14 protein-coding genes, 1 tRNA gene and 1 riboswitch are annotated in these 14,237 nt (G+C 70.2%); of the genes, 7 read left to right on the top strand and 8 right to left on the bottom strand.

Features of this window, described 5'->3' with window-relative positions; all coding sequences use genetic code 11:
- Positions 1–121: 121 nt before the first annotated feature.
- On the top strand, positions 122–913 hold the full coding sequence (locus AC1RS9_RS07375) for an SDR family NAD(P)-dependent oxidoreductase (RefSeq protein ID WP_006943715.1): 792 nt from the start codon (positions 122–124) through the stop codon (positions 911–913).
- On the opposite strand, the gene AC1RS9_RS07370 is transcribed toward AC1RS9_RS07375, so the two are convergent.
- Together AC1RS9_RS07370 and AC1RS9_RS07365 are read right to left on the bottom strand one after the other, a co-directional pair.
- On the bottom strand, positions 873–1,754 hold the full coding sequence (locus AC1RS9_RS07370) for a phosphatase PAP2 family protein (RefSeq protein WP_492920994.1): 882 nt from the start codon (positions 1,752–1,754) through the stop codon (positions 873–875). The genes AC1RS9_RS07375 and AC1RS9_RS07370 overlap by 41 nt on opposite strands.
- Before the next feature lie 90 nt (positions 1,755–1,844).
- Positions 1,845–2,159: a hypothetical protein gene (locus AC1RS9_RS07365; protein ID WP_006943710.1), complete on the bottom strand. Its 315-nt coding sequence runs from the start codon at positions 2,157–2,159 to the stop codon at positions 1,845–1,847.
- Between the two features lie 85 nt (positions 2,160–2,244).
- Here AC1RS9_RS07365 and AC1RS9_RS07360 point away from each other — a divergent pair.
- Positions 2,245–2,320, top strand: a tRNA-Thr gene (locus AC1RS9_RS07360).
- A 158-nt stretch (positions 2,321–2,478) separates the two neighbouring features.
- The gene (locus tag AC1RS9_RS07355; RefSeq protein ID WP_492920991.1) at positions 2,479–3,051 is read left to right on the top strand and encodes a hypothetical protein; all 573 of its coding nucleotides are present in this window, start codon (positions 2,479–2,481) and stop codon (positions 3,049–3,051) included.
- Positions 3,052–3,123: 72 nt separating this feature from the next.
- On the opposite strand, the gene AC1RS9_RS07350 is transcribed toward AC1RS9_RS07355, so the two are convergent.
- The gene (locus AC1RS9_RS07350) at positions 3,124–3,489 is read right to left on the bottom strand and encodes an ImmA/IrrE family metallo-endopeptidase (protein WP_492920989.1); all 366 of its coding nucleotides are present in this window, start codon (positions 3,487–3,489) and stop codon (positions 3,124–3,126) included.
- Between the two features lie 272 nt (positions 3,490–3,761).
- Between AC1RS9_RS07350 and AC1RS9_RS07345 the strand changes: the two genes are divergently transcribed.
- Positions 3,762–4,214, top strand: a complete 453-nt coding sequence (locus tag AC1RS9_RS07345; protein ID WP_492920987.1) for a peptidoglycan-binding domain-containing protein — start codon at positions 3,762–3,764, stop codon at positions 4,212–4,214.
- A complete protein-coding gene (locus AC1RS9_RS07340) occupies positions 4,214–4,516 on the top strand; it encodes a phage holin (RefSeq protein WP_492920985.1) in 303 nt (100 codons plus the stop codon). The genes AC1RS9_RS07345 and AC1RS9_RS07340 overlap by 1 nt, the downstream gene beginning before the upstream one ends.
- Positions 4,517–4,610: 94 nt before the next feature.
- Here AC1RS9_RS07340 and AC1RS9_RS07335 read toward each other — a convergent pair whose 3' ends face one another.
- The 4 genes from AC1RS9_RS07335 to AC1RS9_RS07320 form a co-directional block, all read right to left on the bottom strand.
- Entirely contained in the window at positions 4,611–5,867 is a 1,257-nt protein-coding gene (locus AC1RS9_RS07335) for a tyrosine-type recombinase/integrase (protein WP_492920983.1), read from the bottom strand.
- Between the two features lie 259 nt (positions 5,868–6,126).
- The gene (locus AC1RS9_RS07330) at positions 6,127–6,873 is read right to left on the bottom strand and encodes a transglycosylase family protein (RefSeq protein ID WP_492920981.1); all 747 of its coding nucleotides are present in this window, start codon (positions 6,871–6,873) and stop codon (positions 6,127–6,129) included.
- 8 nt (positions 6,874–6,881) lie between these two features.
- Positions 6,882–7,028, bottom strand: a riboswitch (cyclic di-AMP (ydaO/yuaA leader).
- 182 nt (positions 7,029–7,210) lie between these two features.
- Positions 7,211–8,758 (bottom strand): threonine/serine exporter family protein, encoded by a 1,548-nt coding sequence (locus tag AC1RS9_RS07325; RefSeq protein ID WP_074040791.1) that lies wholly within the window; start codon positions 8,756–8,758, stop codon positions 7,211–7,213.
- Between the two features lie 70 nt (positions 8,759–8,828).
- Positions 8,829–10,703, bottom strand: a complete 1,875-nt coding sequence (locus tag AC1RS9_RS07320) for a serine/threonine-protein kinase (protein ID WP_074040790.1) — start codon at positions 10,701–10,703, stop codon at positions 8,829–8,831.
- A gap of 174 nt (positions 10,704–10,877) precedes the next feature.
- On the opposite strand from AC1RS9_RS07320, the gene AC1RS9_RS07315 reads away from it, so the two are divergent.
- Together AC1RS9_RS07315 and otsB are read left to right on the top strand one after the other, a co-directional pair.
- Positions 10,878–12,293 carry an alpha,alpha-trehalose-phosphate synthase (UDP-forming) gene (locus AC1RS9_RS07315; protein ID WP_006943725.1) on the top strand — a complete coding sequence of 472 codons (1,416 nt, stop codon included), beginning with the start codon at positions 10,878–10,880 and terminating at the stop codon, positions 12,291–12,293.
- Positions 12,290–13,174: a trehalose-phosphatase gene (gene otsB, locus AC1RS9_RS07310; RefSeq protein ID WP_006943712.1), complete on the top strand. Its 885-nt coding sequence runs from the start codon at positions 12,290–12,292 to the stop codon at positions 13,172–13,174. Before AC1RS9_RS07315 ends, otsB begins: the two co-directional genes overlap by 4 nt.
- On the opposite strand, the gene AC1RS9_RS07305 is transcribed toward otsB, so the two are convergent.
- A complete protein-coding gene (locus AC1RS9_RS07305) occupies positions 13,149–14,204 on the bottom strand; it encodes a LacI family DNA-binding transcriptional regulator (RefSeq protein WP_131941595.1) in 1,056 nt (351 codons plus the stop codon). The genes otsB and AC1RS9_RS07305 overlap by 26 nt on opposite strands.
- Between the last annotated feature and the right edge of the window lie 33 nt (positions 14,205–14,237).

The following is a 14,237-nucleotide window of genomic DNA, read 5'->3' as shown; positions in this document are numbered from 1 at the left end:
GCATCTGGGCGCACGGAGGCGGGGCCGCCGCGTCGTCGGAGCGACACGACGAGCCAGGCGCCGCGGGAACGAGGGTGACCCACCCCACATTTCATTCGCACCGCTCGTTAGAGTGCGTCACATGAAGATCACGCAGCACACCGTCGCTCTCATCTCCGGTGCCGGCTCGGGCCTCGGCGAGGCCACCGCCCGCCGCCTGCACGCCGACGGCGCGGCCGTCGTCATCGCCGACCTACCGAGTTCGAACGGCCAGGCCGTCGCCGACGACCTGGGCGAGCGCGCCCTGTTCGTCCCCACCGACGTGCGCGACGAGGAGCAGGTGCGCCAGGGCGTCAACGCCGCCGCCGAACTCGGTGAGCTGCGCATCGCCGTCGCCTGCGCCGGGGTCGGCACCCCGGGGCGCGTGCTCGGCAAGAACGGCGTCCACGCGCTCGAGAAGTACCGCACCGTCATCGACATCAACCTCGTCGGCACCTTCAACCTGCTGCGTCTGGCCGCCGAGGCGATGGTCGCGAACGAGCCCTCCCCCACCGACGACGGCGCACCGGACGCGCACGGTGACCGCGGCGTCATCGTCATGACGGCCAGCGCCGCCGCCTACGACGGCCAGATCGGTCAGGCGGCCTACGCCTCGAGCAAGGGCGGCATCGTCGGGCTGACGCTCCCCGCCGCGCGCGACCTCGCCGACAGCCACATCCGCGTCATGACGATCGCGCCCGGCACGATGGAGACGCCGATGCTCGCGGGGCTGCCGGAAGCGGCGCGCGAATCGCTCGGCAAGGTCGTGCCGCACCCCTCGCGCCTCGGCCGCCCGAGCGAGTACGCGGCACTCGTCGAGCACATCGTCGCGAACCCGCTGCTCAACGGTGAGGTCATTCGTCTCGACGGTGCGCTGCGTATGCCGCCGAAGTGAACCCCGGGTCCTCGTCCCAGATCTTCACCTCGGCCCCGCGCAGCAGGTTGACGTACAGAAGACCGAAACAGAAGAGTGCGATGCCACCGACGACGTCGAGGACGAAGTGGTTGCCCGTCGCCATGACGTCCCAGTACGTGACGAGCGGGTAGAGCCAGGCGGCGCGGGCCCACACGGGCCGGCCCCGCTTCCACGTGTCGTACACGACGTAGGCGACCCAGGTGGACCAGGCGCAGTGCAGGCTCGGCATCGCGGCGTACAGGTTGGCCGATTGCGACGGGTCACGCGCGAGGCGACCGCCCATGATGTTGTAGACGGCGTTGACGTCGATCATGCCGTCGACGGCGAACCGGGGCGGGGCCATCGGCAGCAACCAGAACACGAGCAGGCTGGGCAGCGTCATCGCGATGAGCAACCGTCTGAGGCGCCGGAACCCGTCCGGGTTCATCCACCAGGCCCACGCGAGCGCGATGGGCACCGTCGCGAGCACCATGCCGTAGTAGTACCCGGCGCCCTGCGCGAGGACGGGCACCTCGGCGAGCGATGAGTTGAGCCATCGTTCGATGTCGATGCGCAGCCACTGCTCCAGGTCGAACAGGCGGTGCGCATGCCGGACCGACTCGTCGTGCTCTCCGCGGATGTGCTCCTGCGCGAACGTGAAGTACTGGAAGAACATCCAGAACAGGAACAACTCGATGAGTAGCGCTGGGCGGCCACCGAGCGGGCGCACGAGCGCCCTCACGAAGCGGGGCGGCGGCTCGGTGGTGCTCAGCGAGAAGTCGTCACGCGACGGCGTCAGGTCGCGCATCGAACGCTCGGCAGGCGTGAGGGAGTCGGGCATGCCACTCCTCACCTCGTCGCGGCCGTCGAACAAAACACGTCAGTGTATCCCCGCGCACTCGGGCAGGCCGAGCCTCGGGGGCGGGCCCGCTCAGTGGCGGTCGATCAGGACGTACGACGCCGCCGCCGACAGTGCCGCCACCCCGACGACGGACGGCCACGCGCCGATCTTCTTCGCGAGCGGGTGCGAGGCGCCGAACCCGCCGACGTACACGGCGGTCAGCGCCGCCGTCTGGGCCGCGCCGCCCTTGGCGAGCCACGTGCGGCCCGCGTACCCGCCGGCGAGCGCGAGCACGACACCCCCGAGCGGACGGATGCCCGTCTCACGGGCGGTGAGGTAACCGCCGAGGAGACCGAGCGCGGCGACGGGTGCGGTTTCGACGTCTGCTGCAGGCTTGAGATTCATGCCCTCATCGTAGGTCGTCGCCCGACGGGACGGGCATCGCGACCCGCCTCGTATAAGATCACAGGGCTGCCGATACCGGCAGTGTGCTGGAGTGGCGCAATCGGTAGCGCACCTGTCTTGTAAACAGGTGGTTGCGAGTTCAAGTCTCGTCTCCAGCTCCACCAGGATTCCGCGCCATTCCGGGGCAAACGCCGGGAAAGGGCGAAGCACTACACCCGAGACAGTGTGCCCATCGTGTACCCATCTTCCCTGAGAAGCACACCGTATGCCCATCTTGGGATGCACACTTCGAGCGCACCCGCTCACCTAGGATCAGCACATGAAGAAGCTCGCCGCGCTCGCAGCCCTGCCCCTCGCCCTCACCGCATGCTCGAGTGGATCGGGTGATGCAACATCCTCGGCGACGTCGAACACGAGGGAGGCGTCACTCTCGCCCAGTGAGTCATCTCCGAGCGAATCCAGTACGTCGCCCGTCAACCAGCTCGGCGACGAGGTGTCCGTCAGCGGCGACGGCGGGGACTACACGCTCAAGGTCACCGACTTTGAGTCGCGCGTCACCGTCACGCCCGGCCCGTACGACACGCCGGAAATGATCGGCATCAAGAAGGGAGAGCACTTCACCCGACTGAAAGCGACCGTGTGCCCGCAGGCGCAGCCCGTTCAGATCCTCTGGTCGTCGTTCGTTGTTGGCGACGCAGACAACGGCATGTACCAATCACCCGACATCTCCAATGTCGACCACTTCCCGAAGCCGTTGCTACCTGGCGAGTGGCAGACCATCTCGCGCTGCTCCACGGGATGGGTCTACGTCTCCATTCCCGACACGTCTAAGCCGACAGCCATCGCGTACCAGACTGGAGGCGCTGCGACTGCCTGGCGCATCCCCTCGTAGCCTCGCGTTAACGCCCCCGACCTCACCTCGAGGTCGGGGGCGCTTTCGTGTCTCCATGTCGCTATCACAACGTCAAGCGGCCCTGTGGCACATCCTCCACGCGTCGACGATCGCCGTCGTCACGCCGAGCTCGCGCGCCATGGCGCCCGCGTGGCCCTCGCACAGCCGCTCGGCGGCCGCGTAGTCGTCGGGGTCGATGAGCAGCCGTGCCGCGTACGCGTTCGCCTGCACCTCGAAGCGCGGCGAGTTCCCGACGTGCCCGTGGTGGTGATGCCCAAGTTCGTGCGCGAGGACGACGACCGTGTCGGCGTCGGACAGGCGCGGGTTCACGCGGATCATGCCCATGAAGTAGTCGCCGCGCGCCACGTCGGTCGTCCAGACGACAGAAGCCCCCGCAGCCTCGGCAAGCTTCACGAGGTCGGCGGGGGCTTTCTGCATGGCGGTCTCCTACGGGTCGATCTGCTGTGCTTCGCGCTCCGCGGCGAGGTCATCGCCAAATGCGGCACGCTCCTGCTCTACGTCCTGGACGATAGACCCAGCCGGTGACAACCCCGAGTTTCCGGGGAACTCAAGGACATTCGAGGTAGCACGCTCGGCGCGCTCCACGATGACGTGCGGCGCAATCTCCAGCACTTCACACATCGCTTCACGCCGCGACCGGGTACGGCGGTCGCGCGTGCGCAGCTGACATGAACCGCGAGCCGCGTGGCGTGAACTCGGAGGACGAGCGCGCCTGGTTCGAGAAGGTGGGCCAGCACATCGCACGGGGCCACGGACTCTCGGTGACGTGCGGGATCTACGGCTACGTCGAGAACCACTCCGGGGGAAACATGCACCTGCACATCGACGATGGCCCTTTCATGAACGATGGTTCACGACCGTCTCAGCCGGAGGGATGGCGCAACCCCAACGCCGCGCGTCCCACACTTCCGGCATGGCCGGTTCGGGCCTTCCAGAAGGCTCATGGGCTCACCGTCGATGGCATCCCGGGCAGGCTCACCATCTCCGCGCTGCAGAAGCTCGTCGGCGCGAAGGTCGACGGCATCGCGGGCCGCGAGACGTGGAGCAAGGTGCAGGCGAAGGTCGGCGCGGCCGTTGACGGCATCCCTGGCGGCGAGACGTACTTCAAGCTCGGCGTCGCCATCGAAGGAGGCAAGCTGTAATGGGACGCATCATCACCGACCCCGCCGTGCGCAAGGCGATCTACACGGTCGTCACCGCACTCGTGCCCATCCTCGTCGGCGCGGGCATCGTCACCGAAGCCGACGCGGGCAAGTACGTCGCGCTCGGCGGCGCGCTGCTCGGAATGCTGACGACGATCCTCGCCGCCGTGAACACCGCACCCGCCGGGTACGTGCCGCGCCACGCTGACGACGGCATCCCCGACGACGCTGGCGACCACCTCGAGGTCATCCCCGCCGCGCAGGCGACGAGCGATCCCAAGTCGGACGCCGCAGGGCTCTGACCTCGCACGCTGAAGCGCCCCTCGACTCCACCACGGAGCCGAGGGGCGCTTTCGTGCGTTCACAGCACCCGCTCCACCATCGCCCCTGCGTCCATCAGGGCGTACCCTTCTCGATCTGCTGCTGCGCGTCGTCCGTCATGCGATAGTCCAGCATGGCACCGACGTCGGTGAGGGCCTTACGCGCAAGCTCGGTCGCGACGTGCATATAGCCGCGGCTCGTCACGATGGACGAGTGCCCCATGATTGCGGTCACGACATGCGGGTCGACATTCGCCTCGAGCAGCAGCGATGCCGTCGTGTGCCGCGCCTCGTGCAGCGTGTACCGCCCGCCGTCGCTGCGCCGCACGCCCGCCTCGTCCTGCAGCGCATACCACAGCGCCCTGTCGCGGCCCTTGTGTCGCGGCCGTGGGCTGTCCTCGCGCCCTCGCATTCGCCGATTGTCGGGCAGCGTGAAGACCAGGCCCCACTCATTCTCCGGCGCGACCTCCCGCCACGCCTTGAGCGCAGCCCACGCCATCGGCGACAACGGCACCATGCGTCGACCCTTCGACGTCTTCGGTCGCAGCAGGTAGTAGTGGTCGACGACGTGGCGCGCTTCCATGCCCTCAGGGAAGACGATGCGCCCCGCATCCTTATCCCTCGGCAACGGCTGTAGCTGCCACGCGATGTCGAGCGTCCCGTTGTCCAGGTCGACACGATCCCACTCGAGGCCCAACGCCTCGCCCTGACGCAACGCCTGGTACAGCGCGAGTATCCACCGCGCCAAGTCCGGCGTGCCGTCAGCCTTACGCAGCAGCTTCTTCGCATCGTCGACGGGGATCGCATCACGAGTCGACGGCGCCATAGCGGGACGCTTCATCTCGAAGATCCCGTCCGGCACCGGGTATCCCTCGACGCGGGCCGCCTTGAGCATGGTGCGCAGCTTGCTGATGGCGGCGCGTGCGGTCGTCGAGGACAGGCCCGCTTTCAGGATGGCGGTCTCGACCTTGCGTGCGTCGGCGGGTCGCAGGTCACCAAGGTTGCGGGTGCCGATGGTGGGTACGATCCACTTCATGATGAGGCCCCGGTCGGTGACGTACACGTTGGGCCGCACGTGCTTCTGATGCTCGGGCAGCCACTTGTCGGCCCACGCCTTGACGGTCATCTTCGCGGCGAGCGCTTCTGGCTTCTCGGCCATGACTTCGCGCAGCTTCTTGCGCAGCTTGGCCTTGCACTTGTCTTCGTCCATGTCGCTGACGGTGATGCGCCGGCGCTTGCCGTTCGCGTTCCATCCCGCTTCGATGCGTCCGACCCAGCGCCCGTCGGCGCGTTGTGTGACGCTGCCTGTCCCGTATGCGCGGCGTGTGCCCATGTTGCCCTCCCGAGTGTGCCCTTCTGTATGCCCATCTACACCCTAGGGGCGTCCTATGACACATCGAAAATTAGGCGTCATTCCGGGCGAGTTGCCCAGCATCGCGTCCTATTCTACCTGTCTTGTAAACAGGTGGTTGTGGGTTCGAGTCCCATCTCCAGCTCTCACCGCCCGCCTGCCCGGCCAGGGCACACGACGAGGGCCCCACCGCTTCGAAGCGGTGGGGCCCTCGTCGTCGATCAGGCGATCAGACGCGCGATCAGTGGTTGTTCAGGTGCGCCTGCAGGGCGCGGACGGTGCGGGCGTTGAGGTACGTCGCGCCGTCCTGGGAGATGCCGAGCTTCGACTGCAGCGCGGCGACCGTGCGGGGGCCGATGATGCCGTCGGGCGTCGTGCCGACCGTGCGCTGGAGGGCCATCTTCGTCTGCGGGCCGACGATGCCGTCACGGTACGTGCCGACCCAGGCCTGCAGCGAGCGAGCGGTCTGGCGACCGAGGATGCCGTCGACGGCGAGCTTGCCGGACGTCGCGGCGGGAGCCTTGACGGCAGAACGAGCGGTGGAACGCGACACCTGCGTGTTCGCGGCCGCAGCGGCAGGAGCCGCAGCGGTGCTGCCAGCGTTGGCGCGGGTCAGGCCACCGCGCACGGAGCACACGGGCCAGGCGCCGGGGCCCTGGACGGCGAGGGTCTTCTGGGCGATCGCGATCTGCTGCTCGCGCGTGGCGAGGTCGGCGCGAGCGGCGTACTGCGTGCCACCGAAGCCGGCCCACGTCTGCTGCGTGAACTGCAGGCCGCCGTAGAAGCCGTTGCCCGTGTTGATGTGCCAGTTGCCGCCCGCTTCACAGGCGGCGACGCGGTCCCAGACCGAACCGGCCGGTGCAGCCGAGGCGGTGGTGGCGCTCGTGACGCCGGCGCCGACGGTGGCGGCACCGACGAGGGCGACGCCCGCAGCCTTGCGACCCATGGTCGAGTCGGAGGGAGCGGAGTGCTTCGGGGTGTAACCCATGGAGGTGTTTCCTTTCCTGACGACGCCGGTGAGGTGAGCTGTCGGGTTCGAGCGGTCAGGTGCTCGGCCGGTTCGGGACCGGCTTCACCCCAAGGCACTCAACGAGTGCCACGAGTGGGTCCCCCACCCTCGTCTGCGGTTCGCACGGTGCGAATGAAGCGGCGCCCGACGAGGTTTGGCGTTGGCGCTGCCCGCGAATTCTTGGTGTGTTGAGTTGTGAGCCGCTTGGGCGACACTCACGACATCGCCTCAGCGAGGAGAACGTTACGCGACCTACGTCACAAAATGTGAATCACCGCGGCCCCCGCCGTCGCCGCGCGCGAGAACCCCCCGCCCGTCAGCGGCGACGAGCCCTGCGGCGCTGCACGATCGGGCGGTCGAAAGGCGCCGACAGCACGTCCCCGAGAAGCGCCCCCGTGCTCAGCGCGAGGGCGATCCCGACGGCGCCGAGCATCGTCGTCACCCCGACCCCGGACTGCGCCACGCGCGTCGCTCCGAGCAGTGAACCCGACACGGACTCGTACATGCCGCGGAAGATGCGCAGGCCGGGCAGCATCGGCGAGACCGCGGGCATGACGAGCACGAGCGCGGGGGCGCCCAGGCGCAGCGCGAGCAGTCGCGCGCAGAACCCTACGGCCGTCGCGGCCACCGCGGTCGCCGTCGTCGCGCCGAGGCCGATGGAGCTGACGAGGAACGTCACGCCGCCCACGCCCAGGGCGCCCATGACGGCCGTCGGCACGAGCATCCGGACACGCGAACGCATCGTCACGGCCGAGCAGACCGCACCGAGCGCACCGCAGGCAACCTGGAGCAGAAAAGTCGTCGACGGCGAGTCGTAACGCAGCACCCCGGGCGACTGGAGACCGAGGTCGAGGGCGTTGTCGAGACTCAGCGTCAAGGACAACCCCGCACCGACGCCGACCGTGATGCCCGCGCAGGCGAGGATCACCGTCAACACGCGTCCGGAGGCGGTGACCGGATAGCCGGTGACGGCGTCCTCGACCGCGGACGCCATCTGACGACCGGGCAGCAGCGCGACGATGCCGCCCGAGATCGCGTACGCGAAGTCGGCCATCGTCATCGAGCCGGGCAGGTGGGTGGCGACGAACTCGCCGACGAGATGACTCTGGTGCGACATGTACGCGAGCCACGCGAGCATCGTCGAGGCGAGTCCGCCGGCGGCCGCCGAGTAGAAGCTCGGCACCCCCAGGTTGCTCAGCACGCGCCCGATGCGGTCGACGATGATCGCCGACACGAACGCGACGGCGACGGCCATCCAGCTACCACCGAGGATCGTCGCGACCGACGCGGCGAGACCACCGAACGCGACCGAGACGAGCCATCGCGGGTACAGCCGCGGCATCCGCTGGATGCGCCGCAACTGCTTCGTCGCCTCGTCGAGATCCATGCCGCCCGCGACGAGGCGCTCGACGAACTGGTGCACGGCCGTCAGCCGGGAGAAGTCACGCGTCGACGAACGGGCGACGCGCAGCATCGTCAGCGGCGGATGGCCCGGATGCGGTGACGGCGTCTGCAGCAGCAGCGCCTGGTTCGTGATGTCGACCTCGAGGCGGCGCAGCCCCGCCGATGCGGCGACGGCGACGACGCTCGACTCGACGTCACGCGTGCTCGCCCCGCAGCGCAGCAACAACTCCCCCACGCGCACGGCGATGTCGAGCGCCTTGTACTGGGCCGAGTCGTCGCTGACTCCCGCGGGGACGTTCGGGTCGCGGTAGGGAGTGTTCTTCAGCGCATCGGCGATGGGCAGCGGCTCGGTGACCGGTTCGCTGCGCAGGAACCGCATCCGCGGCGCCAGGACCGGCTGCGTGTTCTCCGAGATCGGGTTGGGCCCCGTCGTGCCGTGCTCTCGTCCGTACTGACCCATTCCCTGATCCTAGGACGCCGAACGTGACGATCCCTCGGCGCGCGCTGTGGACGCGCTGTGGTGCATCGACTCAGCGCTGCACGCTCGGCGCGTACCGCGCCAGCGGGTCGTCGATGCCGCCCGTCAACGGGAACCATGAGATGTCGCCCTGCTGCAGGAACGAGCCGACCAGCATGAACAGGCCGAGGCCGACGGCGATGCCCGCGACGATGCGCGTCGCGTTCTGCGGCACGAGGCCGCGCACGAGCGAGCGCGAACCGCGTCGGTAGCCGACCGAACCGGCGCCTCGCCACAGCGCCAGTTGCGCGGCGCCCGCGCCGAGCACGAGCGGCAGCGCCCACCACACGCGCGGCACGCCGCCGCGCACGGCCACCCAACCGATGCCGACGAGCGCCGCGACGCAGGCGAAGACAACTGTCGGCAGGATGAGGGCGAACAGCGTCGACAGCGTCGCGCGCAACGCGTGCCACGGCGCACTCGCGACGGCGACGGCGCCGTCGCTGCGTCGTCGTCCGGCCTCGTAGCGTCGCAGGACGGTCTGGGTGATCGTGGAGTCGCTGAAGCGCGCGGCGAGGTTCCACACGACGAGCAGCACGAGCCCGACGACGGGCACGAGCGCCGTCACGCCCAACCACAGGACGAAGATCGCCTGCAGCGTTCCCGATCGATGCGGCAGGTTGATGCGCGGGTCGTGCTCGCCCGGGCGAGACTGCGGTTTCGGCGCGAACGGAACGGGCGCGGAGCCGTATGGGCTCGGGTTGGCATACCCCTGGGCGCCCTGACGCACCGGGGCCCCCTGCTGGGCACGCTCGGCGTCCGTTGGCCCCGCACTCACCGGCGGCGGGGACGTCACCGGCGCGACGCGCGTGGCGTCCGGGCGGCCGAGCACAGCCGTCGCGTCGGGGCGGGGTTGCTGCGCTTCGGGGCGAGTTACGCGCGGCTCTGCCGCGCGTCGCACCGGGACGTACGTCGTCGGTTCGCCGCGCGCGTACCGCTCCATCTGTTCGATGACCTGCCGGGCCGACGGTCGCTCCTGCGGCACCGGGCTGAGCGCGGCGGCGAGCAGCGGCCGCAGCCGCGCGTCGACGCCGCCGAGGTTGGCCTGACCACGCGTCACGCGGTCGAGCACCGCCGGCATCGGGCCGCGCCCGAACGGCGGCTCACCCTGCGCGGCGAAGGCGAGCGTCGCGGCCCAGCCCCACCAGTCGGTCGACGTCGACACGGGCGCACCCTCGACGAGCTCGGGCGAGAGGTAGCCGGGGGTGCCCATGACGAGGCCGGTCGACGTCAGGCGCGCGTCGTCGGCGATGTGGGCGATGCCGAAGTCGATGACGACGGGGCGCCCGTCGACCATGAGCACGTTGCCCGGCTTGAGGTCGCGGTGGACGACGCCGGCGTCATGGATGGCCTGGATGGCGACGGCCAGGTCGCGCCCGAGGCGCGCCAGCGCGTCGGGCTCGAACGGCCCGCGGCGCTTGACGACCTCGTCGAGTGGAACGCCGGGCACGTACTCGGTGGCGATGTACGGGCGCTCGCCGTACGGCTCCGCGGCGATGACGGCGGCGACGCCGGGTGTGTGGACGCGTTCCAGCGTCGCGACCTCCCGCGCGAGGCGGGTGCGCGCGTCGGGGTCGTAGGCGATGTGCGGGCGCAGCACCTTGACGGCGACCTCCCGCCCGTCCGAGCGTCGGGTGTCGAGCGCGCGGTAGACGACGCCCATGCCGCCCTCGCCGATCTTGTCGAGGATGCGGAAGTGGCCGACGACGTCCCCACCGTCGGCCGGGGTGGCCGCGTGAGCGCCCGAGCCCTGCCGTGTCCGCGTGCCCTGCGGCGCCACCTGTGTCGCGTCGTCGTGACGCTCGGGCGTCGGCGACGGCGTCGGGTGGGTGCGCCGCGGCAGACGGTGTCCGGCGCGTGTCGGCTCAGGAGGCTCCGGGGACGTCATGGCTCCACGGTAGGCCGCGCACATGACAAAGTGCTGGATCGACGCGGCCCGGCACGCCCCCGCCGCCCCGCGATAGGCTCGTGACGAAGACGCGAACGGCCCCGGCGCCCCGCCGAATTCGAGCGCACGCCGCACCTGTTCGTCCCGCGCACCGATGAGCGAAGGAACTTTCCGATGAGCGAGACCTACGACTTCGTCGTCGCGGCCAACCGGCTGCCCGTCGACCGCGTGACGACGCCGGACGGCGAGTCGCAGTGGCGCCGCTCCCCCGGCGGCCTCGTCACCGCGATGGACGCCGTCATGCGTGGGCGTGACGGCGCCTGGGTCGGCTGGGCGGGCGAGCCGGGTGAGGCGCCCGAACCGTTCGACGACGGCGGCATGCACCTGCACCCGGTCGCGCTGTCGGAGCAGGAGGTCGCCGACTACTACGAGGGCCACAGCAACGACACATTGTGGCCCGTCTACCACGACGTCATCATCACGCCGACGTTCCGTCGCAGCTGGCGTTCGGTGTATCGCCGCGTCAACCGTCGCTTCGCGAACGCCTGCGCCGAGGTCGCCGCGCAGGGCGCGACGGTGTGGGTGCACGACTATCAGCTGCAGCTCGTGCCGGAGATGCTGCGCGAGATGCGCCCCGACCTGCGCATCGGCTGGTTCAACCACATCCCCTTCCCCGCCGTCGAGCTGTTCGCGCAGCTGCCCGGGCGCGAGGAGATCCTCGAGGGGCTGCTCGGCGCCGACTTCCTGGGTTTCCAGCGCACCGAGGACGCGGGCAACTTCCTGCGCGCGGTGCGTCAGTACCTCGACCTCGACGTGACGGGCGACGTCGTCGACCTAGGCGAACGTCAGGTGCGCGCAGCCGCGGTGCCGATCTCGATCGACGTCGAGGGGCTGCGCGAGATCGTCGAGTCGGATTCGGTGCAGGCGCGGGCGCGTGAGATCCGCGAGCAGCTCGGCAACCCGGAGAAGATCCTGCTGGGCGTCGATCGCCTCGACTACACGAAGGGCATCCGTCACCGCCTCAAGGCGTTCGGCGAACTGCTCGCCGACGAGCGCCTCGACCCGAGCAAGCACAAACTCATCCAGGTCGCGACGCCGAGCCGCGAGCGCGTCAAGGCGTACATGGATCTGCGTGACCAGATCGAGCTGACGGTCGGGCGTATCAACGGTGACTTCTCGAGCATCGGCGCGACGGCGCTCACGTACCTGCACCGCTCGTTCGACCGCGAGGAGATGGCGGCGATGTTCGCGGCCGCCGACATCATGCTCGTCACGCCGCTGCGCGACGGCATGAATCTCGTCGCGAAGGAGTACGTGACGTGCTGCGCCGATGACGGGGCGCTCGTGCTGTCCGAGTTCACCGGCGCCGCGACGGAACTGAGCGACGCCTACCTGTGCAACCCGCACGACATCGCGGGTCTCAAGCAGCAGATCATGAAGGCCGTCGACGCGCCGGCGCCCCAGCGTCGTCAGCGGATGGACTCGATGCGTGCCCTCGTGAGCGAGAACTCGGTGCAGCAGTGGGCGAAGAACTACCTCGCGAGCCTCGAGGCCGCCCCGAAGGCGCCGTCGACGCAGGCCGCATCGTGACCGCGACGCCGCTGCGGCCGCCGTCACGCGAGGAGCTGGGTGCTTTCGCGCGCCGCGGTGACGTGCTCGTCGCCTCCGACTTCGACGGGGTGCTCGCGCCGATCGTCCTCGACCCCGCGAGCGCCCGCCCGCAACCGGGCACGATCGAGGCACTCAGTGCGATGGCGGCGCTACCGGGCGTGAGCGTCGCACTCGCATCGGGTCGTGACCTCGCCACCCTGCGCGCGCTGACGGGGATCGACGAGTCCTCCCCCATTGTCCTCATCGGCAGCCACGGCGCAGAGATCTCGACCACCCTCGGCTCCGCCGCCTCGGGCGGCAGCGCGCTGAGCGACGTCGAGCGCGCCGCCCTCGACGGCGCCACCCACGCGCTCGAGACGATCGCCGAACGACTGCCCGCGACACGCGTCGAGTACAAGCCGGCCGGCGTCGTCCTGCACACCCGCGGCATGGACGAGGACGAGGCCGAGCGCGCGACCTGCGCGGCGCTCGCCGTCCCGCAGGATGTCCCGGGCGTCCACGCGATGCGCGGCAAGGCCGTCGTCGAACTGTCGGTGCTCGACGTGTCGAAGGGCGCGGCACTCGCGGCCCTCGCCGCCGAGCGCAACCTGCGTGCGACGTTCTACCTGGGCGACGACGTCACCGACGAAACGGTGTTCACGACGCTGCGCGCGGGAAGCGACATCGGCGTCAAGGTCGGCGACGGCGACACCGCCGCAGCGCACCGCGTCCCCGGCTGCACCGACGTCCCGCCGCTGCTCGACGCTCTGCTCGGCGCGCTGACGAAGGCGCGGCGCGACGCGCCACGAGACGACGCCGACGTCCGAGACGACGCCGACGCCGGTAAGGGCGCCGTCAGTGCACCGGAGGCGGGCCGGTAGAGGCGCGCACGACGAGGTCGGGCGCGAGCACCAGCTCACGGGCGCACGGCGCGGCCGCTGCGAGCCCACGGATCTGGTCGAGCAGCGTGTCGACGGCGCCGTCGGCGAGCGCGGGGACGTTCTGGCGCACCGTCGTCAGCGGCGGCGAGGTGTGCTCCGTCATCGCCGAGCCGTCGAAACCGACGACGGAGAGCTCCCTCGGCACGTCCAAGCCCGCGTGACGCGCTCCGCGGATGACGCCGAGCGCCATGAGGTCCGAGCCGCAGATGATGCCGCTCGCGCCCCGCGCGGTGAGCTGCGTTCCCGCGAGTTCGCCGCCCTCGACGCTGAACCACGTGTGTTCGACGAGCGCCTCGAACCCGAACTCGGCCGCGGCGTCGCGGAACGCCGTCAGCTTGCGGATCGACGGGGTGTAGCGTGCCGGCCCGACGGCCAGACCGAGCCGGCGGTGCCCCAGACTCAGCAGGTGGCTGACGGCGAGGCGCACCGCGACGTGGTCGTCCGTCGACAACGACGTGACGGCGAGGTCGTCGCGGTGGCCGTTGACGAGGACGACGGGCAGGCCCTGCGCGACGAGTTCCTGATGGCGCGCGATCGACGCCGTCGTGTCGGCGTGGCGCCCCGAGACGTGGATGAGCCCGGCGATGCCGCGTTCCAGCAACATCGACAAGTACTCATCCTCCTGCACCCCACCGGCGCTCGTCGGGCACAGGACGGCGGTGTACCCCGCTGCCGCGAGCCGCGTCGTGACGGCCTGTGCGAGCGCGGGGAAGATCGGGTTGTCGAGTTCGGGCACGACGAGGCCGATGGCGCCAGCCCCCGCGCGGCGCAGACTCGCGGGGCGTTCGTAGCCGAGGACGTCGACGGCGGTGAGGACGCTGCGGCGCGTGGCCTCGGCGACGCCGGCCTTGTTGTTGAGCACGCGCGAGACGGTCGCCTGCGAGACCCCCGCAGCAGCAGCGATCTGCTGCAGGCGCGGCGGCGATTCGTCGCCGCCGCGCCTGAGCGCCGCGTCCTCGGTGGCGCTCACGCGCCCGCTCCCGTCGCGCCGCGACGGTAGGAG

It is taken from the genome of Dermacoccus sp. MPR-E5 (genome assembly GCF_058809565.1).
The sequence above is the reverse complement of the archived record's forward strand: the minus strand, read 5'-3'. Positions and strand labels throughout refer to the sequence as shown.

Bases quoted from the DNA above. Each gene is read 5' to 3' on its own strand.
- AC1RS9_RS07375 (WP_006943715.1), top strand. From the start codon at position 122: ATGAAGATCACGCAGCACACCGTCGCTCTCATCTCCGGTGCCGGCTCG.
- AC1RS9_RS07370 (WP_492920994.1), bottom strand. From the start codon at position 1,754: ATGCCCGACTCCCTCACGCCTGCCGAGCGTTCGATGCGCGACCTGACG.
- AC1RS9_RS07365 (WP_006943710.1), bottom strand. From the start codon at position 2,159: ATGAATCTCAAGCCTGCAGCAGACGTCGAAACCGCACCCGTCGCCGCG.
- AC1RS9_RS07355 (WP_492920991.1), top strand. From the start codon at position 2,479: ATGAAGAAGCTCGCCGCGCTCGCAGCCCTGCCCCTCGCCCTCACCGCA.
- AC1RS9_RS07350 (WP_492920989.1), bottom strand. From the start codon at position 3,489: ATGCAGAAAGCCCCCGCCGACCTCGTGAAGCTTGCCGAGGCTGCGGGG.
- AC1RS9_RS07340 (WP_492920985.1), top strand. From the start codon at position 4,214: ATGGGACGCATCATCACCGACCCCGCCGTGCGCAAGGCGATCTACACG.
- AC1RS9_RS07335 (WP_492920983.1), bottom strand. From the start codon at position 5,867: ATGGGCACACGCCGCGCATACGGGACAGGCAGCGTCACACAACGCGCC.
- AC1RS9_RS07330 (WP_492920981.1), bottom strand. From the start codon at position 6,873: ATGGGTTACACCCCGAAGCACTCCGCTCCCTCCGACTCGACCATGGGT.
- AC1RS9_RS07325 (WP_074040791.1), bottom strand. From the start codon at position 8,758: ATGGGTCAGTACGGACGAGAGCACGGCACGACGGGGCCCAACCCGATC.
- AC1RS9_RS07320 (WP_074040790.1), bottom strand. From the start codon at position 10,703: ATGACGTCCCCGGAGCCTCCTGAGCCGACACGCGCCGGACACCGTCTG.
- AC1RS9_RS07315 (WP_006943725.1), top strand. From the start codon at position 10,878: ATGAGCGAGACCTACGACTTCGTCGTCGCGGCCAACCGGCTGCCCGTC.